21 protein-coding genes and 1 tRNA gene are annotated in these 23,217 nt (G+C 73.3%); 16 read left to right on the forward strand and 6 right to left on the reverse strand.

All coding sequences use genetic code 11. The annotated features are described in order from the left end of the window. Window positions 1-653: 653 nt before the first annotated feature. A complete protein-coding gene (locus AB0G14_RS05720; RefSeq protein WP_357694118.1) occupies window positions 654-2,339 on the reverse strand; it encodes a phospholipid carrier-dependent glycosyltransferase in 1,686 nt (561 codons plus the stop codon). Window positions 2,340-2,422: 83 nt separating this feature from the next. Here AB0G14_RS05720 and rsmI point away from each other — a divergent pair, with 83 nt between their 5' ends. Beyond that, window positions 2,423-3,271, forward strand: a complete 849-nt coding sequence (gene rsmI, locus AB0G14_RS05725; RefSeq protein WP_357694120.1) for a 16S rRNA (cytidine(1402)-2'-O)-methyltransferase — start codon at window positions 2,423-2,425, stop codon at window positions 3,269-3,271. Between the two features lie 52 nt (window positions 3,272-3,323). Here the strand turns inward: rsmI and AB0G14_RS05730 are convergent, their stop codons facing one another. Continuing rightward, entirely contained in the window at window positions 3,324-4,319 is a 996-nt protein-coding gene (locus AB0G14_RS05730; RefSeq protein ID WP_357694122.1) for a hypothetical protein, read from the reverse strand. Between the two features lie 149 nt (window positions 4,320-4,468). Between AB0G14_RS05730 and metG the strand changes: the two genes are divergently transcribed. After that, the gene (gene metG / locus AB0G14_RS05735; protein ID WP_357457242.1) at window positions 4,469-6,301 is read left to right on the forward strand and encodes a methionine--tRNA ligase; all 1,833 of its coding nucleotides are present in this window, start codon (window positions 4,469-4,471) and stop codon (window positions 6,299-6,301) included. A gap of 92 nt (window positions 6,302-6,393) precedes the next feature. Here metG and AB0G14_RS05740 read toward each other — a convergent pair whose 3' ends face one another. Together AB0G14_RS05740 and AB0G14_RS05745 are read right to left on the reverse strand one after the other, a co-directional pair. Then, window positions 6,394-7,245 carry an alpha/beta hydrolase gene (locus AB0G14_RS05740; RefSeq protein ID WP_357694124.1) on the reverse strand — a complete coding sequence of 284 codons (852 nt, stop codon included), beginning with the start codon at window positions 7,243-7,245 and terminating at the stop codon, window positions 6,394-6,396. Window positions 7,246-7,332: 87 nt separating this feature from the next. Then, a complete protein-coding gene (locus AB0G14_RS05745; protein WP_357694126.1) occupies window positions 7,333-8,562 on the reverse strand; it encodes a hypothetical protein in 1,230 nt (409 codons plus the stop codon). Window positions 8,563-8,657: 95 nt separating this feature from the next. Here AB0G14_RS05745 and AB0G14_RS05750 point away from each other — a divergent pair, with 95 nt between their 5' ends. From AB0G14_RS05750 to AB0G14_RS05780, 7 genes are all read left to right on the forward strand, one after another. Further along, a complete protein-coding gene (locus AB0G14_RS05750) occupies window positions 8,658-9,593 on the forward strand; it encodes a TatD family hydrolase (protein ID WP_357694128.1) in 936 nt (311 codons plus the stop codon). Between the two features lie 64 nt (window positions 9,594-9,657). Then, window positions 9,658-10,527 carry a 16S rRNA (adenine(1518)-N(6)/adenine(1519)-N(6))-dimethyltransferase RsmA gene (gene rsmA, locus AB0G14_RS05755; protein ID WP_357694130.1) on the forward strand — a complete coding sequence of 290 codons (870 nt, stop codon included), beginning with the start codon at window positions 9,658-9,660 and terminating at the stop codon, window positions 10,525-10,527. Window positions 10,528-10,536: 9 nt separating this feature from the next. Continuing rightward, window positions 10,537-10,677: a hypothetical protein gene (locus AB0G14_RS05760; RefSeq protein WP_350701394.1), complete on the forward strand. Its 141-nt coding sequence runs from the start codon at window positions 10,537-10,539 to the stop codon at window positions 10,675-10,677. Beyond that, window positions 10,674-11,630: a 4-(cytidine 5'-diphospho)-2-C-methyl-D-erythritol kinase gene (locus AB0G14_RS05765; RefSeq protein WP_357694132.1), complete on the forward strand. Its 957-nt coding sequence runs from the start codon at window positions 10,674-10,676 to the stop codon at window positions 11,628-11,630. The genes AB0G14_RS05760 and AB0G14_RS05765 overlap by 4 nt, the downstream gene beginning before the upstream one ends. 172 nt (window positions 11,631-11,802) lie before the next feature. After that, on the forward strand, window positions 11,803-13,608 hold the full coding sequence (locus AB0G14_RS05770) for an ABC-F family ATP-binding cassette domain-containing protein (RefSeq protein WP_357694134.1): 1,806 nt from the start codon (window positions 11,803-11,805) through the stop codon (window positions 13,606-13,608). A gap of 113 nt (window positions 13,609-13,721) precedes the next feature. Next, window positions 13,722-14,177, forward strand: a complete 456-nt coding sequence (locus tag AB0G14_RS05775; RefSeq protein ID WP_357694136.1) for a DUF4383 domain-containing protein — start codon at window positions 13,722-13,724, stop codon at window positions 14,175-14,177. A gap of 236 nt (window positions 14,178-14,413) precedes the next feature. Then, window positions 14,414-14,890 (forward strand): DUF4383 domain-containing protein, encoded by a 477-nt coding sequence (locus tag AB0G14_RS05780; RefSeq protein ID WP_357694138.1) that lies wholly within the window; start codon window positions 14,414-14,416, stop codon window positions 14,888-14,890. Between the two features lie 12 nt (window positions 14,891-14,902). Here AB0G14_RS05780 and AB0G14_RS05785 read toward each other — a convergent pair whose 3' ends face one another. Both AB0G14_RS05785 and AB0G14_RS05790 read right to left on the reverse strand, forming a co-directional pair. Further along, window positions 14,903-15,586, reverse strand: a complete 684-nt coding sequence (locus tag AB0G14_RS05785) for a TetR/AcrR family transcriptional regulator (protein ID WP_357694246.1) — start codon at window positions 15,584-15,586, stop codon at window positions 14,903-14,905. A 223-nt stretch (window positions 15,587-15,809) separates the two neighbouring features. Beyond that, on the reverse strand, window positions 15,810-16,769 hold the full coding sequence (locus AB0G14_RS05790; RefSeq protein WP_357694140.1) for an acyl-CoA desaturase: 960 nt from the start codon (window positions 16,767-16,769) through the stop codon (window positions 15,810-15,812). Window positions 16,770-16,902: 133 nt separating this feature from the next. Here AB0G14_RS05790 and AB0G14_RS05795 point away from each other — a divergent pair, with 133 nt between their 5' ends. The 7 genes from AB0G14_RS05795 to AB0G14_RS05825 all read left to right on the forward strand — a co-directional run bounded on the left by AB0G14_RS05795 (window position 16,903) and on the right by AB0G14_RS05825 (window position 23,152). Next, complete coding sequence (locus AB0G14_RS05795; RefSeq protein ID WP_357694142.1) at window positions 16,903-17,760, forward strand: helix-turn-helix domain-containing protein; 858 nt, start codon at window positions 16,903-16,905, stop codon at window positions 17,758-17,760. A gap of 14 nt (window positions 17,761-17,774) precedes the next feature. Continuing rightward, window positions 17,775-17,846 (forward strand) — tRNA-Gln (locus AB0G14_RS05800). A 63-nt stretch (window positions 17,847-17,909) separates the two neighbouring features. Further along, window positions 17,910-19,487: a bifunctional UDP-N-acetylglucosamine diphosphorylase/glucosamine-1-phosphate N-acetyltransferase GlmU gene (glmU, locus tag AB0G14_RS05805; RefSeq protein WP_357694144.1), complete on the forward strand. Its 1,578-nt coding sequence runs from the start codon at window positions 17,910-17,912 to the stop codon at window positions 19,485-19,487. Between the two features lie 57 nt (window positions 19,488-19,544). Beyond that, on the forward strand, window positions 19,545-20,525 hold the full coding sequence (locus AB0G14_RS05810; protein WP_357694146.1) for a ribose-phosphate diphosphokinase: 981 nt from the start codon (window positions 19,545-19,547) through the stop codon (window positions 20,523-20,525). 296 nt (window positions 20,526-20,821) lie between these two features. Then, complete coding sequence (locus tag AB0G14_RS05815; protein ID WP_357694148.1) at window positions 20,822-21,511, forward strand: 50S ribosomal protein L25/general stress protein Ctc; 690 nt, start codon at window positions 20,822-20,824, stop codon at window positions 21,509-21,511. Between the two features lie 105 nt (window positions 21,512-21,616). Beyond that, window positions 21,617-22,207: an aminoacyl-tRNA hydrolase gene (gene pth / locus AB0G14_RS05820; protein WP_350712052.1), complete on the forward strand. Its 591-nt coding sequence runs from the start codon at window positions 21,617-21,619 to the stop codon at window positions 22,205-22,207. Window positions 22,208-22,318: 111 nt separating this feature from the next. Further along, a complete protein-coding gene (locus AB0G14_RS05825) occupies window positions 22,319-23,152 on the forward strand; it encodes an inositol monophosphatase family protein (protein ID WP_357694150.1) in 834 nt (277 codons plus the stop codon). The last annotated feature ends 65 nt before the right edge of the window (window positions 23,153-23,217 follow it).

Consider the following 23,217-nt stretch of genomic DNA (forward strand, 5'->3'; position numbering starts at 1 on the left):
GCCTGCCGCGGCGCGGACGCCGCTGCGCCGTGCCGGTCGGTGTCGCCGCCCGGTGGCGTCGACGAGGGCCGGGGCGGCGTCGGAGCGGGCGGCGCCGGAAAGTCCCTTGAGGACGGCGGGTGACCCACCGTCGTGAATGTAAACGACCACTCGGACGAGAGTAGGGAGGCAATTGGAGCTTTATGTCTGGTTATGCCGTGTTGCCTGACGTGCGGTCTCCAGAAGGTGAACATCCGGATGAACGGCCTGTCCGGCGACGCCGATGACGATCAGCGCAGGCCGTCGAATATGGAATGACGAGGCATGAACCGCACGTCGGTCAGGGGGTGGCCGGCCGGGAAGTTCGGCCGGCCGCCGGTTCGCGGCGGCGGTCGATCCGCACCGTTTGTGCAGGATGACGGACCGTAAGATGTCGGATGTAAACCATCCGTTCGGTGTCGCGTAGGTCGGAAATCTGACCGAAGTCGACCCGTTGTGCCAGTGGTGTGGGGTGGTTAAGCTCTTCATGCGCGCCCCAATCGCCCGCTTCCCCCGTGGCAGGCGATCGGGGCGCGCATCTACGTCGACGGGCCCGCACGCCACGCGTGCGGGCCCGTTCTCGTGCGTCCGCCGCGCCCCGGGGCCCGGAGCCGCGGCGGGTCGCGCGCCGTCGGTCAGATCCAGCGGCCGTCCAGCCACATCCGCGCCGACCACTCGGCGTACGGGAGCAGCTTGCCGACGAAGATCGGATGGAAGTACGCGAAGCAGAGCGCGACCAGCAGTACGTACGCCCCGGCGATCACCCCGCCCACGAGCCGGCGGTCCTGGCCGGCGTCGAGCGGCGCGACGGTGCCGCCCCCGGGCGGGCCGGCGGGTGTGACGATCGCGCCGAGCACGTAGACCACCGCCAGCACCAGGAACGGCAGCACCGGCGCGGTGTAGAAGGAGAACATCGTCCGGCCGTCCAGCGCGAACCAGAACCAGGGCAGCAGGCCGGCCGCCACGACGAGCAGGATCGCGCCGGCCCGCCAGTCCCGCCGGGCCAGGCCCAGCCACGCCAGCGCCACCAGGGCGGGCAGGAACGACCACCAGAGCAGGGGCGTGCCGAGCAGCAGGACCTCCGAGGCGCAGCTCGGCGCGCCGCACGCCCCGTTGCCCGACCAGTAGAAGGCGACCGGCCGGCCCAGCAGCAGCCACTGCCACGGCCACGACTGATACTTGTGCCCCTCGTCCAGTGTCCGGTGGAAGCCGTACGCCGCCTTGTGGTACTCGACGAGGTTGTGCAGCGCCCCGATGACCGGGGTGTCGCTCAGCGGCGCGTTCGGGTACCGCTCCGCGAGCCGGTAGTAGCCGTCGTCGCCGAGCAGCCAGCCGGACCAGGTGGCGACGTAGGTGACCACCATCAGCACACCGGCCAGCACCAGCCAGGGCAACTCGTCGAGGAGGGTGTCCCGCCACGGCCGGCGGGCGCCCGCGGAGCGGCGGACCCCGACCTCCCAGAGGATCACCAGCAGCGCGAACACGGGCAGGAAGTAGAGCGCGCTCCACTTCACCGCGCAGGCACAGCCGAACAGCACCCCGGCGGCCAGACGCCACCACGGCCAGTTCCGCCAGCCGCCCGCCGGCCGCCCGGCCCGCCCCGGCCGGCCCGGGTCGAGGCCCGCCTCCAGCGCCCGGGCCCACCGGCGGCGCCGGGCGTCCCGGTCCAGCACCAGGGCGCCGAACGTGGCCAGCACGAAGAACAGCAGGAAGATGTCGAGCAGCGCCGTGCGGGACAGCACCAGGTGGAAGCCGTCCAACGCGAGCAGCAGGCCGGCCGCGCAGCCGAGCGCGGTCGAGCGGAACATCCGCCGGCCGATGCGGACCAACATCAGCACCGACAGGGTGCCGACGACCGCCGCCGAGAACCGCCAGCCGAACTCCGGGGCGGTGGTCATCAGGTGCCCCGGCACGGAGATGCCGTGCTCGGCGTCCGAGTAGCCGAAGGCCCACTCGCCGAGCCCGATCAGCCATTTGCCTAGCGGCGGGTGGACCACGTACGAGGGGCCGCCGTCCTTGTAGTTCCACTCGACGCCCTTGTCGACCAGGGCCCAGCCCTCGCGGGCGTAGTAGATCTCGTCGAAGATCTTCCCGGGCGGATGGCTCAGGCCGACGAACCGCAGGATCGCCGCGATCGCGACGATCACGCCGGTGGCCAGCCAGGAGCGCGCGTCCAGCCGGGCCTCCACGGTCGCCAGCCGGCGCCGGACGATGCCGGGAACACCGCCGCCGCGAGCCGGGGACGACCCTTCCGGTGGCTCCCCCGTCGTGGGATCGGGTCCCGTCTGGTCCGCGCTCTGTGCTGTCGACGCACTCGTCACCCGGCGATCGTAGGCTGCCAAGGTGCCCGGTGGCGCCCGTCGTCTCCGATACCGGCACCCCTGTCGATGAAGGAGCCGTTCCCGTGGGTGAAATGTCCGACACCGGGCGCCTGATCCTCCTCGGCGCGCCGCTCGGCAACCCGGCCGACGCTTCGGCGCGCTTCCGCGAGGTGCTCGCCGCCGCCGACGTGGTGGCCGCCGAGGACACCCGCCGGCTCACCCGCCTGGCCCGCGACCTGAACGTCACCGTGGCGGGGCGGATCGTCTCCTACTTCGAGGGCAACGAGGAGCGGCGCACCCCCGAGCTGGCCGACGTGCTGACCGCCGGCTACGTGGTCGCCCTGGTCACCGACGGCGGCATGCCGAGCGTCTCCGACCCCGGCTACCGGCTGGTGCGGGCCGCCCTGGACGCCGGCGTGCCGGTCACCGCCGCGCCCGGCCCGAGCGCCGTCACCACCGCGCTGGCGCTGTCCGGGCTGCCCTGCGACCGGTTCTGCTTCGAGGGCTTCCTGCCGCGCACCCCCGGCGCCCGCCGGTCCCGGCTGCGGGCGCTCGCCGCCGAGGAACGGACGCTGGTCTTCTTCGAGGCGCCGCACCGGATCGCCGGCGCGCTCGCCGACCTGGCCGCCGCGTTCGGCGCCGACCGGCCCGCCGCGCTGTGCCGCGAGCTGACCAAGACGTACGAGGAGATCGTCCGCCGCCCGCTCGGTGAGCTGGCCGACTGGGCCGCCGCGGGGGAGCCCCGCGGCGAGATCACCCTCGTGGTGGCGGGCGCGCCCGAGACGGCCCCGGAACGCCCCGACGACGACACCCTGCGGGCCGCCGTCGCCGCCCGGGAGGCCGCCGGCCTGTCCCGGCGGGACGCGATCACCGAGGTCGCCACGGAGTACGGCCTGCGCCGGCGCGACGTCTACGGAGTCGTGCACGCCTGACGCCGCGCGATCCGGCTCTCCGCCGACGACCTGGTCCGCCTCGCGAGGCGACTCACCAGGCGGCGACGAGGAAGCCGAGGGTGATCACCAGCGGGCCGGCCACGGCGCCGGTGACCGCCCAGCGGCGGGTCCGGGGGTCGGCGAGCCGGATGGCCCCGGTCCACCTGGCGATCCCGGCGCAGCAGCCCAGCACCACCAGCAGGCCGAGCAGCCAGCGCAGGTGCCCGGCCGCCCCGGCGTCCGCGTACGCGGTGCCGCCGTCCGGGCCGGTCATCCGGGCCGGCAGCGTCGCGCCGGTCGCGGTCCGCTCCGCGGCCACCCCGCTGACCCGTACGCCGTGCGCGATCCACGGCTCGTCGGCGGGGGTGAAGTTGCCCCGGCAGCGCTGGGCGAGCCCGCCCCCGGTGCAGTCGACGATCACCGCCGTGCCCGGGGTGGCGTGCCCCACCGCCAGCCAGAACGGCCCCGCGCTGACCCAGGCGAAGAAGGTCGCGACCAGGCTCAGCGCCAGCAGCGCGGCCAGCCCCGGCAGCGGATCGGGCGGGCGCGGGGCGCGCCGGGCCCGCCGGTCCCGGTCCCGGGACGACCGCTGCCGTTCGTGCGGCGGCTTCTCTCTGATCGGCGTGCCGTCCCAGTGCACCTGCTCGATCGGCGGCCAGTACGCGCCGTCGTCGCCGTCGGTCGTACCGCCGGGGTCGTCGCCGTCCGGCGTACCCCCGTCGGCGGGACGTCCCCGGCGGGCGTGGTGGGGTTGGCGGACCGGGACCCGGCGCGGCACGGCGTCGACCGGCGCCCCGGTCGTGGGCTCGACCTCGGCGGCCGGCTCGGCGGCCTCGGCCGTCTCGGCGGGCGGCCCGGCGGGGTCGGCGGGCGGCTCGGTGGGCGGCTCGGTGGGCCCGGCGGGCGGCTCCGGCGGCGCGGCGGGCGGGACCGCCCGCGGATGCGGCGCGACGGTGCCGCGCGACGCACCGGCCGCACCGCCGTCCGGCGGGCCGGAGGGGCGGTCGTCGTGATCCCGGGCCGCTCTTCTGCCAGTCACGGCGTTCATTGCACCCCGCCACCCGCACGTGGACGGGCAGCTCAGGCCGCGTGTCGGCGACAAATCGGACAAATGGCGGAGCCGATCCGGCCGGTCCGCCGACCCGCGAGCCGTATTGATTCGCGGTCACCCGAAGCGGGTCACTAGGCTTGCTGGTCATGAGTCACGTTCTCGCGGCGGTTGCCTGGCCGTACGCCAACGGCCCGCGCCACATCGGCCACGTCTCCGGTTTCGGCGTTCCCTCCGACGTCTTCAGCCGGTACATGCGGATGGCCGGCCACGACGTGCTCATGGTGTCGGGCACCGACGAGCACGGCACCCCCATCCAGGTGCAGGCGGACGCCGACGGCGTCACCCCGCGCGAGCTGGCCGACCGCTACAACCGGGTGATCGTCGAGGACCTGCACGGCCTCGGGCTCTCCTACGACCTGTTCACCCGCACCACCACCCGCAACCACTACGCGGTGGTGCAGGAGCTGTTCGAGGGGATGTACCGCAACGGCTACATCGTCCCGAAGACCACCATGGGCGCGATCTCCCCGTCCACCGGCCGGACCCTGCCCGACCGCTACATCGAGGGCACCTGCCCGATCTGCGGCTACGACAGCGCCCGGGGCGACCAGTGTGACAACTGCGGCAACCAGCTCGACCCGATCGACCTGATCGACCCGAAGTCGCGGATCAACGGGGAGACCCCGAAGTTCGTCGAGACCGAGCACTTCTTCCTGGACCTGCCCGCCCTGGCCGACGTGCTGCGGCAGTGGCTGGACACCCGCGAGGGCTGGCGGCCCAACGTGCTGCGCTTCTCGCGGAACCTGCTCGACGACCTCCAGCCCCGGGCCATCACCCGGGACCTGGAGTGGGGCGTGCCGATCCCGCTCGACGGCTGGCGGGACCGCCCCGACAAGCGCATCTACGTCTGGTTCGACGCGGTGATCGGCTACCTCTCCGCCTCGATCGAGTGGGCCCGCCGCTCCGGCGACCCGGAGGCGTGGCGCAGGTACTGGAATTCAACGGGCGCGGAGGGCGGTGTCCCGTTTGCCGACGGAGTCGGCGGTGACGCCCGCGCCTACTACTTCATGGGCAAGGACAACATCGTCTTCCACTCGGTGATCTGGCCGGCGCTGCTCTCCGGCTACTCGGGCGAGGGTGACCGCGACGGCCAGCCGGGCGAGCTGGGCCGGCTCAACCTGCCCACCGAGGTGGTCTCCAGCGAATACCTGACCATGGAGGGGCGCAAGTTCTCCTCCTCCCGGCGGGTCGTCATCTACGTCCGGGACTTCCTGGAGCGGTACGACGCCGACGCACTGCGCTACTTCATCGCCGCCGCCGGCCCGGAGAGCAACGACACCGACTTCACCTGGGCCGAATTCCTCCGCCGCAACAACGACGAGCTGGTCGCCGGCTGGGGCAACCTGGTCAACCGCTCCATCTCGATGGCGGCGAAGAACTTCGGCGCGATCCCGCCCGTCGACCCGGCCGGGCTCACCGAGGCCGACGAGGCGCTGCTCGCCGTCGCCCGGGCCGGTTTCGCCACGGTCGGCGACCTGATCGCCCGGCACCGGCAGAAGCAGGCCATCGGTGAGGCGATGCGGGTGGTCGCCGAGGCCAACAAGTACCTCTCCGAGCAGGCCCCGTGGAAGCTCAAGGGCGAGGCCGACAAGCCCCGGATGGGCACCATCCTGCACGTCGCCCTCCAGGTGGTCAGCGACGCCAACACGCTGCTCACCCCGTTCCTGCCGCACTCCGCGCAGAAGGTGCACGAGCTGCTCGGCGGCACCGGCGTGCACGCCCCGATGCCGGTCATCGAGGAGGTCGACGACCTCGACGGCGGGCCCGCGTACCCGGTGCTGACCGGTGACTACTCCGTCGGCGCGCGCTGGGAGTCCGTGCCGCTGGAGGTGGGCCGGGCGTTGGCCGCGCCGAAGCCGGTCTTCCGCAAGCTCGACCCGTCGATCGTCGACGAGGAGCTGGCCCGCCTGGCCGGCTGATCCCGAGCGTGCCGACGGGCGCGGCCCCCGAGGGGGTCGCGCCCGTCGTCGTCCGTGCCAGGCCGTGCGGCTGCGCTTCCGGGGCGGGGCGGTCAGGCCCGCGCCATCGCCGGTGCGCCGATGAAGTCCATGATGCTGCGGTTCACCTCGGGCGCGTTCGTCCACGGGATGCCGTGCGGCGCGCCCTTCAGGGTGACCAACTGGCTGCCGGGCAGCATGGGCTGGAGCCGCTGACCGGTCTTCGGGTACGGCAGCACCGCGTCGGAGTCGCCCTGCACGATCAGCACCGGCACGTCGATGCGGGACACGTCGCCCCGGAAGTCGGTCTGCCAGGCGTCCACGCTGTCGTGGGTGCCCTTCGCCGAGGCCCGGGTGCCGATCTCCCAGTGCGCCCGGAACGCCTCCTCGCTGACCAGCTTGCCCCTGTTCTCCTGATAGTTGAAGAACGCCTCGCAGAAGGTGGTGAGGTAGGCGAAGCGGTCCTCGACGATCGCCTGCTGGAAGCCCTGGAAGAGGCTCTTCTCGACCCCCTCCGGGTTGTCCGAGGTCTTCAGCAGGAACGGCGCGAGCGGGGCCAGCAGCACCGCCCGGTCGACCCGCTGCGAGCCGTACACGCCCAGGTAGCGGGTCACCTCGCCGGTGCCCATCGAGTGGCCGACCAGGATCGCGTCGCGCAGGTCCAGCTCGGTCATCAGCACGTCCAGGTCGGCGGCGAACGTGTCGTAGTCGTACCCGAACGCCGGTTGGGCGGAAGCGCCGAAACCCCGCCGGTCGTACGTGATCGTCCGGTATCCGGCGGCCAGCAGCGGCCCGGTCTGCTTCTCCCAGGTCGCCCCGTTGAACGGGAATCCGTGGATCAGCACGATCGGCTGACCGGCGCCGTGGTCCTCGTAGTACAGGTCGATGGGGGCGGAGTTCTCCGTCCCCACGGTGATGAAGGGCATGCGCGTCTCCTGGTCACGTGACAGCGGGACACGTGCGGGTTCCCACCCCGTCCCCGGTTATGCCGGCGACATCCGGCACGCGCCGGGTCAGAGCCGGTACGGCAGGTCCACCACCCGGTCCTCGGTGACCTCGGCGGCCGGCGCCCACGCCTCGTAGACGCCCCGCTCCTGGCACTGCGCCCCGGTCTCCGCCACCGCGTCCGGATCCGGTCGGCGCAGCCGCAGGCGGAGCCAGCCGGTCTCCTCCCGCAGCACCAGGCAGGGCACGCCCCGCCAGTCGGCCAGCCGCAGCCGGCGGGCCGCCCACTCGACCGGGTACCGGGTGGCGCGGGTCATCGCCAGCACCCGGAACCCGCCGGGCAGGTCGGCCACCGCCTCGTAGTCGCCGCCGGCGTAGCCGCCGACCAGCCGCGTGGAGCGGGGCGCCTCGCCCGTCGGCACGTACTCCTGGTCGGGGGAGAGCCCCGGCACGGCCGCCAGCAGGTGCCGCCACTGCGGGCCGGCCATCCGCAGCCAGCCGCGCTGCTCGGCCTGGTAGCTGTAGAGCACCACCTCCACGCCGTCGGCCGGGTAGGCGAGCAGGGTGGCGTTCGCCGGCATCGGCAGGTCCGCGAAGTCCCGCGTGACGAACTCCGGGACGAGTTGACCGTTGCTCGGCACGAACCCCGTGCCGAGGACCGCCGCGCCCAGCCGGTCGCGGGGCGCCAGCGCCGTCAGGCCGCGGTGCGCCTCGCCGACCGGCACGTCGTAGTCGTCCGGGTCGGCGGCCCGCCAGCGCAGCGCGTACGTCACGTCCGCGCCGTCCCGGGCGTCCGAGCCGTCGGTGCGCAGCACCGTCGTCGCCGCCGGGGTACGCAGGTGCGCCACGTCGTGCTCCCGGTAGCAGAAGCCGTGCGGCAGCCACCCGCGCACGTACCCGGCGAGCTGCCGGGCGGAGAGCACCTTCACCATCCGGGTGCCGCGCCGGACCACCGCCGAGGCGCGCACCGTCGCCAGCGTCGGGTCGCCGGCCGCCGTCGGCTGCTGGCTGAGCTGCTGCACGTACGACCAGCCCCGCTCCCGGTGCAGCGGCACCAGCAGCGGCGCCTCCGGCTCCTCGGCCGGCTCGGTCACCGGATGCACGTCGCTGACCTCGGTGGCGTGCACGAACCTGCGCCACGGCCGGGTCGTGCCGGGCCGGGACCACTCGAAGCCGGGTGCCTCGGCCGCGCTGGACAACTCGTACGCCGCGCCCCGGGCGATCTCCTCCGCCGGGTACACCGCGCCCCCGTACGTGACGCTGAGGTCGTTTCCGCTGGTCTGAGGGGTGACGGTCACCCCCCTGACGCTAGGCCCGACATGTGCCGAGTCGGTGAACGGCCGGTGGCGTCCCCGCGACGCGGGCCGCCGACGGTGTGTGATGCTGGCCTGCGATGAGCGAGCCCACCGAAACCCGCAAGCAGCGCGCCGCCCGCCGGGCGGGGGAGTTCCCGCCCGCCCCCGAGCCGCTGCCCCGCCCCGTGCTGGACAGCCACACCCACCTCGACATCACCGTCAGCGAGGCCGGCGTGCCCCCACAGGGCGCGACGGGCGAGCCGGGGGCGCGGGCAGCTGCCGACTCGAACGGCGGCCCCGCCGCGGACCCCGTCGCGGCGGTCGTCGCCGTCGCCGCCTCCGTGGGCGTCGACCGGTTGGTGCAGGTCGGGGTGGACGTGACGTCGTCCCGCTGGGGCGCCGACGCCGCCGACGCCCACCCGGCCGTGCTGGCCACCGTGGCGCTGCACCCGAACGAGGCGCCCCGCCTGGCCGACCTCGACGAGGCGCTGCGCGAGATCGAGGCACTCGCCGCCCGCGACCGGGTACGCGGCATCGGCGAGACCGGGATGGACTTCTTCCGCACCGGGGAGGAGGGGCGGGCCGTGCAGGAGGAGAGCTTCCGCGCGCACATCGCCATCGCCAAGCGGTACGGCAAGGCGCTGGTCATCCACGACCGGGACGCGCACGCCGACGTGCTGCGGATCCTCGACGACGAGGGCGCGCCCGACACCGTGGTGCTGCACTGCTTCTCCGGCGACGCCGACTTCGCCGCCGAGTGCGTCCGCCGCGGCTACCTGCTCAGCTTCGCCGGCACCGTCACCTTCGGCAGCGCCGGGGCGCTGCGCGAGGCCGCCGCGCTGACCCCGCTCGACCAGATCCTGGTGGAGACCGACGCGCCGTACCTGACCCCGATGCCGCACCGCGGCCGGCCCAACGCGTCGTACCTGATCCCGCTGACCGTCCGGGCGCTGGCCGAGACGACCGGCGCGGACCTGGACGATCTCTGCGCCGCCATCTCCGCCACCGGCGACCGCGTCTTCGGCCCGTGGTGACCGGCAGGTCCCCCGCCACGGGCCCCCTCCGCACGCCCGTGCCGGCCCGCATAGGCTACGGGGCGTGACCGGTCTCCTCGGCCCGGCGGAGATCCGGGAACTGGCCGCCCGGCTGGGCGTCGCCCCCACCAAGAGGCTCGGCCAGAACTTCGTGCACGACCCCAACACGGTGCGGCGCATCGTCACCGCCGCCGGGCTGACCCCGGACGACGTGGCACTGGAGGTCGGCCCCGGCCTCGGCTCGCTCACCCTGGCCCTGCTCCCCGCCGCCGCCCACGTGCACGCCGTGGAGATCGATTCGACGCTGGCCGGCGCGCTGCCGGAGACCGCCGCCCGGCACGCCGGCCCGGACGCCGCCCGGCTCACCGTGCACCACGCCGACGCGCTGCGCGTACGCGCCGCCGACCTGGCCGACCCGGCACCGACCGCGCTGGTGGCGAACCTGCCCTACAACGTGGCCGTGCCGGTGGTGCTGCACCTGCTCGCCGAGCTGCCCAGCCTGCGGCACGGCCTGGTGATGGTGCAGAAGGAGGTCGCCGACCGGCTCGTCGCCGGTCCCGGCTCCAAGGTGTACGGCGTCCCGTCGGTCAAGCTCGCCTGGTACTCCCGCGCCCGCGCCGCCGGGAAGGTCCCGCCGAACGTGTTCTGGCCGGTGCCGAACGTCGACTCCGGACTGGTCGCCTTCACCCGCCGCGAGCCGCCCCGTGACGACGTATCCCGGGAACGGGTCTTCGCCGTGGTGGACGCGGCGTTCGCGCAGCGCCGCAAGACCCTGCGCGCCGCGCTGGCCGGCTGGGCCGGCGGCGCGGACCGGGCCGCCGCCGCGCTCACCGCCGCCGGCGTCGACCCCGGCGCGCGCGGCGAGTCACTCTCCGTCGAGCAGTTCGCCGCCATCGCCGCGTCGGCCCCGGCCGCTCCGTCCGCCGCACAGTAGGCTGACGCCGTGCCCGCCCCGGGCCATCCGCACGTGTACGCGTACGACCTGGTCGACGGCCGGTGCGTGCCGGCCGCCGACGCCGCCGAGGAGCTGATCGTGGAGAAGCCGTTCGACATCCGCCTGCGCCTGCGGGACACCGCCCCGTGACCGAGGCCTGGGGACCGGACGACGAGGACGAGCAGCGGCGGCGCGGCGCCAGCGGACCGGTGCGGGTCCGGGTGCCCGCCAAGGTCAACCTGCATCTCGGGGTGGGGCCGCTGCGCCGCGACGGCTACCACGAGCTGAACACCGTCTACCACGCCATCTCCATCCACGACGAGCTGACCGCCCGCCGGGGCGACACGCTCACCCTCACCATGGAGGGCGAGGGGGCCGGCGAGCTGGCCCTGGACGACTCCAACCTGGTCATCCGGGCGGCCCACGCCCTCGCCGGGTACGCCGGGGTGCCGCCGCACGCCCGGCTGCACCTGCGCAAGCAGATCCCGCTGGCCGGCGGGCTGGCCGGGGGCAGCGCCGACGCCGCCGCCGCACTGGTCGCCTGCGACGCGCTCTGGGGCACCGGGCTGTCCCGCGACGAGCTGGCCGGGATCGCCGCCGACCTGGGCTCCGACGTGCCGTTCCTGATCCACGGCGGCACGGCGCTCGGCACCGGCCGGGGAGAGGCGGTCAGCCCCGTGCTGGCCCGCCCCACGTCCTGGCACTGGGTGGTCGCCGTCGCCGACGGCGGCCTCTCCACCCCGGCCGCCTACCGCGAACTGGACCGGCTCCGCGACGCCGGCACCGCCGGTGCGCCGCTGGGCAGCACCGACGCGCTGCTCGCGGCGCTGCGCCAGCGGGACCCGCGGGTGCTCGCCGCGACCCTCGGCAACGACCTCCAGGACGCCGCCCTGGCCATGCGCCCGTCGCTGGCGGCGACGCTGAAGGCCGGCGAGGCGGCCGGCGCGCTCGCCGGCATCGTCTCCGGCTCGGGGCCGACCTGCGTCTTCCTCGCCGTGGACGCCGCCGACGCCGAGCGGATCGCCGCCGAGCTGGCGTCGGCCGGGGTGTGCCGCCAGGCACGGACCGCCCACGGCCCGGTCGCCGGCGCCCGCATCGTCTGACCGCCGGCGCTCCGGCGCCCGCTGACCTGGAACAAGCCGGCCGCCCCGCTGGTTGACCCGCGGCGGGCCCGGCTCCGGCCGGGGCGGGCCCCAACGCCCGCGTACGCTGGAGGGCTCAGGCGTCCCAGGTGCCGACCGGCACGGGGACGCCTTGATCATGGGAGGTGAGGTCGTGGCCAACATCGTCAACCTGGACCGGGTGTCCAAGGGCTACGGCGCCGCCGGGCCACTGCTCACCGACGTCTCGCTCGGCCTCGACGACGCCGACCGGATCGGCGTGGTCGGCCTCAACGGCGCCGGCAAGTCCACCCTGCTGCGGCTGCTCACCAAGCAGGAGGAACCGGACGACGGGCGGGTCACCCACCGCCGTGACCTGCGGGTCGCCTGGCTGCCGCAGAGCCTGACGCTCGCCCCCGAGGCCACCGTCCGGGACGTGGTGCTCGGCACGGCCTGGCTCGGCGAGAGCATGGGCGCCGAGCACGAGTGGGCCGGCGACGCCGGCGTCCGCGCCATCCTCGACGGCCTCGGCATGCCCCATCTCGGGCTCGACCAGCCGGTCGGCCCGATGTCCGGCGGCGAGCGGCGGCGCGTGGCGCTGGCCGCGCTGCTGGTCCGCGAGTCCGACCTGCTCATCCTCGACGAGCCCACCAACCACCTCGACGTCGGCGGCGTCGACTGGCTGGCCCGCCACCTCGTCGGCCGCAAGGGCGCGCTCGTCGTGGTCACCCACGACCGGTGGTTCCTCGACGCCGTCTGCACCACCACCTGGGAGGTCGCCGACCAGGCCGTCCGGGCGTACGAGGGCGGCTTCGCCGCCTGGACCCTCGCCCGCGCGGAGCGCGAGCGGGTCGCCGCGGCCACCGAGGCCCGCCGGCAGAACCTGCTCCGCAAGGAGATCGCCTGGCTGCGCCGCGGCCCGCCCGCCCGCACCTCCAAGCCGCGGTTCCGCATCGACGCGGCCAACGCGCTCATCGCCGACGTCCCGCCGCCGCGCGACACCATGTCGCTGCAACGGCTCGCCACCGCCCGGCTCGGCAAGCAGGTGTACGACCTGGCGGACGTGACCCTGCACGCCGGCCCGAAGGAGATCCTGCGCGACGTCACCTGGCAGGTCGGCCCCGGCGACCGCATCGCGATCCTCGGCCGCAACGGCGCCGGCAAGACCACCCTGCTGCGGATGCTGGCCGGCGTCACCCGCCCCGACGGCGGGCGCCTCGCCACCGGCTCGACCGTCCGGCCGGCCTTCCTCTCCCAGGAGCTGGCCGAGCTGCCCGGTCACCTGCGGGTCCTCGAAGCCGTCGAGGAGGTCGCCCGCCGGGTGCAGCTCGGCGACCGGGAGGTCTCCGCCGCCCAGCTCGCCGAGGTGTTCGGCTTCGACGACCGGCGGCTCTGGACCCCGGTCAGCGACCTCTCCGGCGGCGAGCGCCGCCGGTTGCAGATGCTCCGGCTGCTCGCCGGGGAGCCCAACGTGCTCCTGTTCGACGAGCCCACCAACGACCTCGACACCGACACCCTCGCCGCTCTGGAGGACCTGCTCGACTCCTGGCCCGGCACCATCGTCGTGGCCAGCCACGACCGCTACCTCATCGAGCGGGTCACGGACGTCGCGTACGGGATGTTCGGCGACGGGCGGCTGGTGCACCTGCCCGGTGGCGTCGACGAGTACCTCGCCCGGGCCGCCGGCCGACCCGGACCGGCCCCGACCGAGCCGGCCGCCGCGGTCAGCACCGACGCGCCGGCCGAGGTCGGCATGTCCGCCGCCGAGGCGCGCCAGGCCCGCAAGGAACTGGCCCGGCTGGAACGGCAGATCGCCAAGCTGGAGCAGAAGGAGGCCGCCCTGCTCGACCAGCTCGCCGCGCACGCCACCGACTACGCCAAGGTCGCGGAACTCGACGCGCAACTCAAGGAGCTGCGGGCCGAGCGGGAGCGGACCGAGGAGACCTGGCTGGCCCTGGCGGACGAGATCCCGGCGATCTGAGCCGGCCCTCGCGTGGCGGCGCACGCGGGAGGACCCCCGTGTGCGGCGTCACACCGCCACGTGCGGGACAATCGTCCGCGACCCCTCACCCGAACGGCGTTGGAGACACAGACATGGCCCACACCCCCGTCAACCACCCCGCGCGGCCGGTCTACCGGGCGATCGGCGGGCTGACCGGTCTGTACCTGGTGGCCTTCGGCGTGCTCGGCATCATCGCGAGCGCCGGCAACGAGGTCCTCGCCCAGGATGACACCCAGGTCCTCGGCCAGGGCACGAACCTCGGCTTCTCGCTGCTCAGCGCCCTGCTCGGGGCGGCGGTGCTGGCCGGCACCGTGATCGGTCGCAACATCGACGTCATGATCAACCAGTGGATGGCGTACGGGATCATGGTGATCAGCCTCGCCGGTCTCGCCTTCATCCAGACCGAGGCCAACATCTTCAACTTCAGCATCATCACCGTCATCGTGCTGATGGTGGTCAGCCTGGTCCTGCTGACGGCCGGCATGTACGGCAAGGTCGGCACCGAGGAGGAGCAGGAGGCCTGGCAGAAGGCCCGCCTCGTGCTCTGAGTGGTTGTTGGTTTTCGCCGGAGCCCGACCTGCTCCGGGCGGTCAGGCTTGATCCCTGCGCAGGTCGGGCTCCGGCGACAACCGACCTGGTCCCGCTCCAGCCCGGCTCTGCGGCCGGTGGGGTGGGATCTTTGTGGTTCCGCCTCTGCCGAATGTTGCCTTCGGGTGATTTGACGGACACCGGCCTTCTGTCCGGGTGACAATCGGGTGATTGTCACTACTCGGGCGGAGGGGTCATGGTCCACTTTCCGGTAAACCACCCGGCGCGGCCGATCTACCGGGTCCTCGCCGGGCTGGTCGGGCTCTACATCCTGGTCTTCGGGGTCTGGGGCACCGTCCAGACGCTGGGCGAACCACTCTTCGACCGGGGCGACACCTGGGTCCTCGGGCTCCGCACCAACCTGGCGTTCTCGCTGGTCTCGGTGATCTTCGGAATCGTGCTGATCATCGGCGCCTCACGGCGCGGCAACCTCGGCCACTACATGAACCTGACCGCCGGGGTCGTCTTCCTGGTGACCAGCATCCTCATGATGGCCGTGCTCCAGACCGAGGCCAACTTCCTCAACTTCTCGATGTCCACCGTCATCGTGTCGATGTTCTTCGGCCTCCTCCTGCTCGGCACCGGCCTGTACGACAAGGTCGGCACCGACGAGCACGCCGCGGAGGAGCGGCGCCACCGCCACCACCCCGTCTCCGAGGCGCACACCCGCTGACCGGCGGCGGACTCACCGCCCCCGCACCGTGATCAGGCCCGGCTTGGCCTCCAGGTGCGACAGCCCGTTCCAGGCCAGGTTGACCAGGTGCGCCGCCACCGTCTCCTTCCGCGGCTTGCGCACCTCCAGCCACCAGCGGCCCGTCAGCGCCACCATGCCCACCAGCGCCTGCGAGTAGAGCTCGGCCAGCTTCGGGTCGTACCCGCGGCTGGAGAACTCCGCGCCCAGGATGTGCTCCACCTGGTGCGCCACGTCGTTCATCACGCTGCTGAAGTTGCCCGTCGCCGACAGCACCGGCGACTCGCGCACCAGTACCCGGAAGCCGCTGGTCTCCTCCTCGATGTACGTCAGCAGGGCCATCGCCGCCTGCTCCAGCAGCTCCCGCGGGTGGCCGGCGGTCAGGGCCGTGGTGATCCGGTCCAGCAGGGCCCGGACCTCTCGGTCCACCACCACCGCGTAGAGCCCCTCCTTGCCGCCGAAGTGCTCGTAGACCACCGGCTTGGAGACCTTCGCGCGGGCCGCCACCTCCTCTATCGAGGTGGCGTCGAAACCGCGCTCGGCGAAGATCTGCCGGGCGGTCGAGATCAACTGCTCGCGGCGCTGGGCGGCCGACATGCGTACCCGTGAGGAGGGCTTGCCGGCGGGAGCCGCTCGCCGCCGGCCGGTGCTGCCGTCGCTGCCAGGGACATCCGCCATGTCGTCACTCCGCCGGCGCTCGGTGACGCCCTGTCGTGGGATGGTGCCGCCGGTGTGCTGGCTCATCTGGTCGCCCCACCGGCGGCCGGTCGGGTGGCGCTACGCCGTCCGACCGTATCCCCGCCGGGCCCGGCTCCCATGGTGCCGGGCTGTCCGTCGTTGCCCCCGCTGTGCTCGGTCACCCGGCCATACTGCCAGGTAACCTTCGCCGGCACCGCCCGGTTTACCGCTCGGTGGCCGGCTTGACGAGCTTCGCCGCGATGCGTTCGGGCTTCGGCCACCGCACGTCCCGGGCCGCGCCGACCTTCTCGAACATCCAGATCACCCGCGCCGAGATGTCCACCTGACCCCGCAGCACGCCGTGTCGGGCGCTGGTCGGGTCGGCGTGGTGCAGGTTGTGCCAGCTCTCGCCGAGCGACAGGATCGCCAGCGGCCAGAAGTTCGACGCCCGGTCGCCCTGGCGCATCGCGAACGGCCGCTCGCCGTAGACGTGGCACACCGAGTTGATCGACCAGGTCACGTGGTGCAGCAGCGCGACGCGGACGAGGCCGCCCCAGAAGAGAGCGGTCAGCGCCCCCTGCCACGACCAGGTGAGCAGGCCGCCCATCAGCGCGGGCCCCAGCACCGAGACGGTCACCAGCAGCGGGAAGAGCCGGTCCACCCGGTTGATGTCGCGGTCGGCGAGCAGGTCCGGGGCGAACCGCTTCCGGTTGGACAACTCCCGGCCGAAGAGCCAACCGACGTGCGCGTGGAACAGGCCCTTGACCAGGCCACGGACGCTCTCCCCGAACCGCCAGGGCGAGTGCGGGTCGCCCTCCAGGTCGGAGAAGGCGTGATGGCGTCGGTGGTCGGCCACCCACTGGATGATCTCGCCCTGCACCGCCAGCGAGCCCGAGACCGCCAGCGCCACCCGCAGCCACCGCTTCGCCTTGAACGAGCCGTGCGTGAAGTACCGGTGGTAGCCGACGGTGATGCCCAGCCCCGAGATCACGTACCAGACCGCGGCCACGGCCACGTCGGTCCAGCTCAGCCAGCCGCCCCAGGCGACCGGTACGGCGGCGACGAGGGCCAGGAAGGGGACCACCACGAACGCCCAGAGGGCAACGAGGATGCCTCGGGACTGGCTGCCCTGGGTGAGGGGTTTGGGGCCGCCGGCGGCGGGCTCGAGGAGTGTGGTGGACATGGCACCTCGCAGAGGGACGGGAGATCACGAAGTTACGCCTACGTCACCGTAACTTAGGTTCCCGGGGAGCGCACCGGACAGCGTCGGGCGCGAATGCCCAATAGTGTCGTACGTGCGTTCTAACGTGCTGCTCATGACCGATCCGCTCGCTGCCGAGGTGCGTCGGCTGCGCACCGTCGAGCAGCTCTCCGTCCGCGAGATTCGGGCGCGCACCGGCCTTGGCCGCCACCGGGTGCACGAGTTGCTCCGGGGCGTCCCGCCGCCGGAGCGGACGCGCCGGCCGCGCGCCAGGGACGACCTCAGGTCCGCGGCCGCGGAGCTGCGCATCGAGGGGCTGTCGGTCACTGACATCGCCCGGCAGCTCGGCGTGGCCAAGTCCACCGCGTACCAGTGGGTCAGGCACCTGCCGCTGGACGCGGACGAGGCGGTCGCCGAGCGGCGGAGGGCGCATTCGGCGCTGATGACCGAGGCGCGGTGGGCGGCGCACCGCGAGGCCCGCGACGCCGCCCAGGCCGCGGAACGGGCGCGGGCGGCGGGCGTGGTGGGGTCTCTCGGCGAACGGGATCTGCTCCTCCTCGGCGCGGCGATCTACTGGTGCGAGGGGACCAAGTCGAAGCCGTGGCGGCGGGACGACCGCCTCCAGTTCGTCAACAGCGATCCGGGCCTGCTCGCGCTCTTTCTGCGTTTCCTGGAGGTGTGCGGGGTCGGCCGAGACGTCCCCGGCTATCGCGTCAGCATCCACGAGACGGCCGACGCCGAGGCTGCCGTGACCTGGTGGGCGCGGGAGCTCGATCTGCCGGTCGAGCGCTTCCAGCCCGCCAGTCTCAAGAAACACAAGGCGGCGACGGTGCGCCGCAACGTCGGTGATGACTATCGTGGCTGTCTGGTGATCACCGTGCCGCGCAGTCGCGACCTCTACTGGCGGATCGAAGGTATGATCGCCGAGCTGTTCCGGATCGCGGGCGGCAACAACGGAATCGACGGCTCGTGAAGCTTGACATTCATTGGGGTGTGGGGTAACGGCAACCCGCAGGCCTTTGGAGCCTTGAGCTCCTGGTTCGAATCCAGGCACCCCAGCTCAAACCGCATCTACCGGCATTCGTGCGGCCGTGCCAGACGCCGGCCCACTGTCTGGTTAGCATGGCCGCGAGAGTGTCCGCCGTCCCGACGGGAGCCCGCGTCGTGTCCCAGCCCCACCTCCGCACCGTTGTCGTGCTCGCCGCCGGGGAGGGCAAGCGGATGAAGTCGGCGCTGCCCAAGGTGCTGCACCCGCTGCTCGGTCGTACCCTCGTCGGCCACGTGCTCGCCGCGGCCGCGCCGCTGGCCGCCGACCGCACGGTGGTCGTGGTGGGTCACGGCGCCGACCAGGTCCGCGCGCACCTGGCGGAGATCGCCCCCCAGGCCACGCCGGTGCTCCAGGCCGAGCAACTCGGCACCGGGCACGCCGTCCGGATCGCCCTGGACGCCGCGCCGGACGCGACGGGCACCGTGGTCGTGATCAACGGCGACGTGCCGCTGCTCCGCCCGGAGACGGTGGCCGCGCTCGTCGAGGCGCACGAGGGCGTGGGCGCGGCGGCGACCGTGCTCGCCGCGGAGGTGCCCGACCCGACCGGCCTGGGCCGGATCGTGCGCGACGCCGGCGGGCGGCTGGAGCAGATCGTCGAGGAGCGGGACGCCACCCCGACGCAGCGCGCGATCCGGGAGATCAACGCCGGCATCTACGCGTTCGACGCGGCCCGGCTGCGCGACGCGCTCGGCAAGCTGTCGACCGACAACGACCAGGGCGAGGAGTACCTGACGGACGTCTTCGGCCTGCTGGTCTCGGCCGGCGAGCCGGTGGCGGTGCACGTCGCTGCCGACCATGTCGAGACGCTGGGCTGCAACGACCGGGTCGAGTTGGCCGCGCTGCGCCGCCTGCTGCGCGACCGGGTCAACGAGGCCTGGATGCGGACCGGGGTCAGCCTGCTCGACCCGGACACCACGTGGATCGACGTGACGGTCGCCCTGGACCGGGACGCGGTGGTCGACCAGAACACCCAGCTGCGCGGCGGCACGGTGGTCGGCACCGGCGCGGTCGTGGGGCCGGACGTGACGCTGATCGACACCGTGGTCGGCCCGGGCGCCACCGTGCTGCGCAGCCACGCGGTGGGCGCCGAGGTCGGTCCGGGCGCCACCGTCGGGCCGTACGCGTACCTGCGGCCGGACGCCCGGCTGGCGGAGAAGGCCAAGGTGGGCACGTTCGTCGAGGTGAAGAACTCCGAGGTGGGCGCGGGCGCGAAGGTGCCGCACCTGTCGTACGTGGGGGACGCGACGATCGGCGCGAAGGCCAACATCGGCGCGGCGACGATCTTCGTGAACTACGACGGGGTGAACAAGCACCGCACGACGGTCGGCGAGGCCGCCTTCATCGGGTGCGACACCAGCCTGATCGCGCCGGTCGAGGTGGGCGCGGGGGCGTACGTGGCGGCGGGCAGCGCGATCACCCAGGACGTGCCGCCCGGTGCGCTCGGGGTGACCCGGGCGCCGCAGCGCAGCATCGACGGCTGGGTGGCCCGCAAGCGGGCCGGCACGGCCTCCGCCGAGGCGGCCGAGCGGGCCAGGGCCGCTGGTGAGGGTGCGTCGGCGCGCGCTGTCGGGGCAAGTGAAGGTGAGGCAATCCACGGGGATGCCGAGGCGGTCAGCCCGGCGTCCGGCGCGGGGGATACTGCAACCGAATAGTCCCCGGCCCACCACCACCGTGCCGGGTACCACCGACCAACGGGAGCAGACGGGCCCATGGGCAGCATCGTCGCCGAAAACCGCAAGAGCCTGATGCTTTTTTCCGGACGTGGCTTTCCGGAGTTGGCCAAGGAGATCGGCGAGGTGCTCGGCGTCGCGCCGACGCCGGCCGACGCGTACGAGTTCGCCAACGGCGAGATCTTCGTACGGTTCAAGGACTCGGTGCGTGGTTCGGACGCCTTCGTGGTGCAGTCCGTGACGCACGGGGTCAACACCTGGGTCATGGAGACCCTGATCATGATCGACGCGCTGAAGCGCGGTTCGGCCAAGCGGATCACCGTGGTCCTGCCGTTCTATCCGTACGCCCGGCAGGACAAGAAGCACCGCGGCCGGGAGCCGATCTCGGCGCGCCTGATCGCTGACCTGTTGAAGACGGCCGGGGCCAACCGCATCCTCACCGTCGACCTGCACACCGCGCAGATCCAGGGCTTCTTCGACGGCCCGGTCGACCACCTGTTCGCGATGGACATCCTGGCCGAGTACGTCCAGCACAAGTACGCGGGCCGCCCGATGACGGTGGTCGCGCCGGACTCGGGCCGGGTGCGGGTGGCGGAGCGGTGGACCGACCGGTTGGGCGGCTGCCCGCTGGCCTTCATCCACAAGACCCGGGACCCGTTGAAGCCGAACCAGGTGGTGGCGAACCGCGTGGTCGGCGAGGTCGAGGGGCGGGTCTGCCTGATCGTCGACGACATGATCGACACGGGCGGCACGATCTGCAAGGCGGCGGACATCCTCCGGGAGTCCGGCGCCGCCGACGTGATCGTCGCCTCCACCCACGCCCTGCTCTCCGACCCGGCGACCGAGCGGCTGAAGAACAGCCCGATCAGCGAGGTCGTGGTGACCAACACGCTGCCGCTGCCGCCGGAGAAGCAGCTCGACAAGCTCACCGTGCTGTCGATCGCGCCGCTGCTGGCGCGGGCGATCCGCGAGGTGTTCGACGACGGCTCGGTGACCACCCTCTTCGGTGGCCTGAGCTGACCACCTGACGCGCGCGAGCCGGGCGGGGGTGGTCCCCGGCCCGGCGTCCGCGTCGTCCTGCGGGCCGGCGGGAACGGTGATATGGGGACTGCCGGAAAGCGCGGAATCAGCTCGGGTAGACTGGTGCGGTTGCCACGGCGAGGGTGCCCGGCGGGCCGCTGACAAGCGCCGCACGGAGGCACCGTCATCGACGCGGTGCTCCGGGCAGTCGTTCTCGACGCATGAGCCCCAGCGAGCCCCTCGCCCCAGCACCGCCAGTCGACAAGCCGCCGCAGCGAAGCATCAGGAGTTTCCCCGTGTCCGAGGTAAAGATCAGCGCCGAGCCCCGTACCGAGTTCGGCAAGGGTGGTGCCCGTCGTACCCGCCGGGCCGGCAAGGTGCCCGCCGTGCTGTACGGCCACGGCGAGAAGCCCAAGCACATCGCGCTGCCGGCCCGTGAGTTCGCGGCCGCGATCCGCAAGGGCGGCGCCAACCAGCTCTTCGCGATCGAGGTCAGCGACGGCACCCAGGTGCTGGCGCTGCCGAAGGCGATCCAGCGTGACCCGATCAAGGACACCTTCGAGCACGTGGACCTGCTGCTGGTCCGCCGGGGCGAGAAGGTCACCGTCGAGGTCCCGGTCCAGCTGACCGGTGAGGCCGCGAAGGACACCCTGATCGTGCACGACCACGACACCCTCTCGGTGACCGCCGACGCCACCAAGGTGCCGGACCACCTGGAGGCGTCGATCGAGGGCCTGGAGGCGGGCACCCAGATCACCGCCGGCGACGTGGAGCTGCCGGCCGGCGTCGAGCTGGTCGCCGACCCGGAGCTGCCGGTCGCCGCGGTGACCGCCGCGCCGACCGCCGAGCAGCTCGAGGCCACCCTCCCCGAGGTCGAGGAGGCCGCCGAGGAGGCCGAGGCCGAGGTCGGCGAGGAGACCGCCGAGGGCGCCGAGGCTCCGGCCGCCGAGGGCGAGGAGACCGCCGAGGCGAAGACCGAGGCCTGATCGGTCCGCATCGTTGCCACAGGCGTCCCCGCGCGGTCGGGGGCGCCTGTCGGCGTATCGGTGCCCGGGCAGGTGGGTGAGGGCGAGCAGCGGGAGGGGCGGGGCGTGACGGACGAGACGGGGCCGTGGCTGGTGGTCGGCCTGGGCAACCCCGGTCGGGAGTACGCCGGCAACCGGCACAACGTCGGCTTCATGGTGGCCGACCTGCTGGCGGGTCGGCTCGGCGCGAGGTTCGGCCGGCACAAGCGGGCGGTGGCGGAGGTCGCCGAGGGGCGGCTCGGGCTCGGTGGGCCGAAGCTGGTGCTGGTCAAGCCGCTGACCTACATGAACCTCTCCGGCGGGCCGGTGGCCGGCCTGGCCCAGTTCCACAAGGTGCCGCCGGGGCGGGTGATCGCCGTGCACGACGAGCTGGACATCGGCTACGGCCAGGTGCGGGTGAAGTGCGGCGGCGGCGAGGGCGGGCACAACGGCCTGCGGTCGATGTCGAAGTCGCTGGGCACGAAGGAGTACGTCCGGGTGCGGTTCGGCATCGGCCGGCCGCCGGGACGGCAGGACCCGGCGGACTACGTACTGTCGGATTTCAGCGCGGCCGAGCGCAAGGAACTGGAGTTCCTGGTGGACCGGGCGGCGGACGTGGTGGAGTCGGTGATCACCAGGGGCGTGGAGCCGACGCAGAATCTCTACCACGGGGTGTGAGCGCCGGATCGCCCGCGGTGAGCCGGTAGTCTTCGCCTTTCGGCGTGGCGCACCGGCGACGCGGCTCGGCGTGCCGGCGCGGAGCGTGGCGAGGCGACGGGAGCGGGAATCATGGGCAGTCCTCCGATGATCGACGGCGCGTTCGCCCGGTGGCTGGCGGCCCGGGCCGGCCAGGCGCTGCTCGCGCTGCGGGCCGAGATGGGCTTCGCGGACGCGGGCGCGCTGAAGTCGGCGGGCGACAAGGTCTCGCACGACCTGATCCGCACCGAGCTGGCGAAGTGGCGGCCGGGTGACGCGGTGCTCTCCGAGGAGGACGAGGGGTCGCGGCTGGCCTGGGCGGCGGAGGTGAACGCCGGGGCGGTGTCCCGGCTGACCGCGGACCGGGTGTGGATCGTCGACCCGCTGGACGGCACCCGGGAGTTCGCCGAGGAGGGCCGGTCGGACTGGGCGGTGCACGTGGCGCTCTGGGCGCGCACCGCGCCGACGCCGCACGGCCTGGTCGCGGGAGCGGTGGGGTTGCCGGCGCAGCACCGGGTGCTGGGCACGGACTATCCGCCGGCGTACCCGCCGATGACGGTGGAGGCGGCGACCGCGCCCGGCGGGCGGACGATCCGCCTGGCGGCGAGCCGGAGCCGGCCGCCGGTGTTCCTGACCGACCTGGCGGAGGACGTCGGGGCGCACCTGGTGCCGATGGGCTCGGCCGGGGCGAAGATCGCCGCGGTGGTGACCGGTGAGGTGGACGCCTACATCCACGCGGGCGGGCAGTACGAGTGGGATTCGGCGGCGCCGGTGGCTGTGGCGACGGCCACCGGACTGCACGCTTCCCGGATCGACGGTTCTGCGCTGAGATACAACGAGGCGGATCCGCGTCTGCCGGACCTGCTGGTCTGTCGCAAGGATCTCGCCAGTCGGTTGCTTGCAGCGCTGCAGCGTCATTCCGGGTAGCCTGAGCGGCACTTCTTGGCATGCCCGACCGGAAAGGTCTGGAATCAGATGAGCGGATTCGACCG

It is taken from the genome of Micromonospora sp. NPDC023814 (assembly GCF_040639595.1).
In the GTDB taxonomy this organism is placed as follows: Bacteria; Actinomycetota; Actinomycetes; order Mycobacteriales; family Micromonosporaceae; genus Micromonospora.

Bases quoted from the DNA above. Each gene is read 5' to 3' on its own strand.
- glmU (WP_357694144.1), top strand. From the start codon at position 17,910: ATGGCCGCGAGAGTGTCCGCCGTCCCGACGGGAGCCCGCGTCGTGTCC.
- AB0G14_RS05730 (WP_357694122.1), bottom strand. From the start codon at position 4,319: ATGAACGCCGTGACTGGCAGAAGAGCGGCCCGGGATCACGACGACCGC.
- metG (WP_357457242.1), top strand. From the start codon at position 4,469: ATGAGTCACGTTCTCGCGGCGGTTGCCTGGCCGTACGCCAACGGCCCG.
- AB0G14_RS05790 (WP_357694140.1), bottom strand. From the start codon at position 16,769: ATGTCCACCACACTCCTCGAGCCCGCCGCCGGCGGCCCCAAACCCCTC.
- AB0G14_RS05780 (WP_357694138.1), top strand. From the start codon at position 14,414: ATGGTCCACTTTCCGGTAAACCACCCGGCGCGGCCGATCTACCGGGTC.
- AB0G14_RS05795 (WP_357694142.1), top strand. From the start codon at position 16,903: ATGACCGATCCGCTCGCTGCCGAGGTGCGTCGGCTGCGCACCGTCGAG.
- AB0G14_RS05785 (WP_357694246.1), bottom strand. From the start codon at position 15,586: ATGGCGGATGTCCCTGGCAGCGACGGCAGCACCGGCCGGCGGCGAGCG.
- AB0G14_RS05810 (WP_357694146.1), top strand. From the start codon at position 19,545: ATGGGCAGCATCGTCGCCGAAAACCGCAAGAGCCTGATGCTTTTTTCC.
- AB0G14_RS05825 (WP_357694150.1), top strand. From the start codon at position 22,319: ATGGGCAGTCCTCCGATGATCGACGGCGCGTTCGCCCGGTGGCTGGCG.
- AB0G14_RS05750 (WP_357694128.1), top strand. From the start codon at position 8,658: ATGAGCGAGCCCACCGAAACCCGCAAGCAGCGCGCCGCCCGCCGGGCG.
- AB0G14_RS05740 (WP_357694124.1), bottom strand. From the start codon at position 7,245: ATGCCCTTCATCACCGTGGGGACGGAGAACTCCGCCCCCATCGACCTG.
- AB0G14_RS05775 (WP_357694136.1), top strand. From the start codon at position 13,722: ATGGCCCACACCCCCGTCAACCACCCCGCGCGGCCGGTCTACCGGGCG.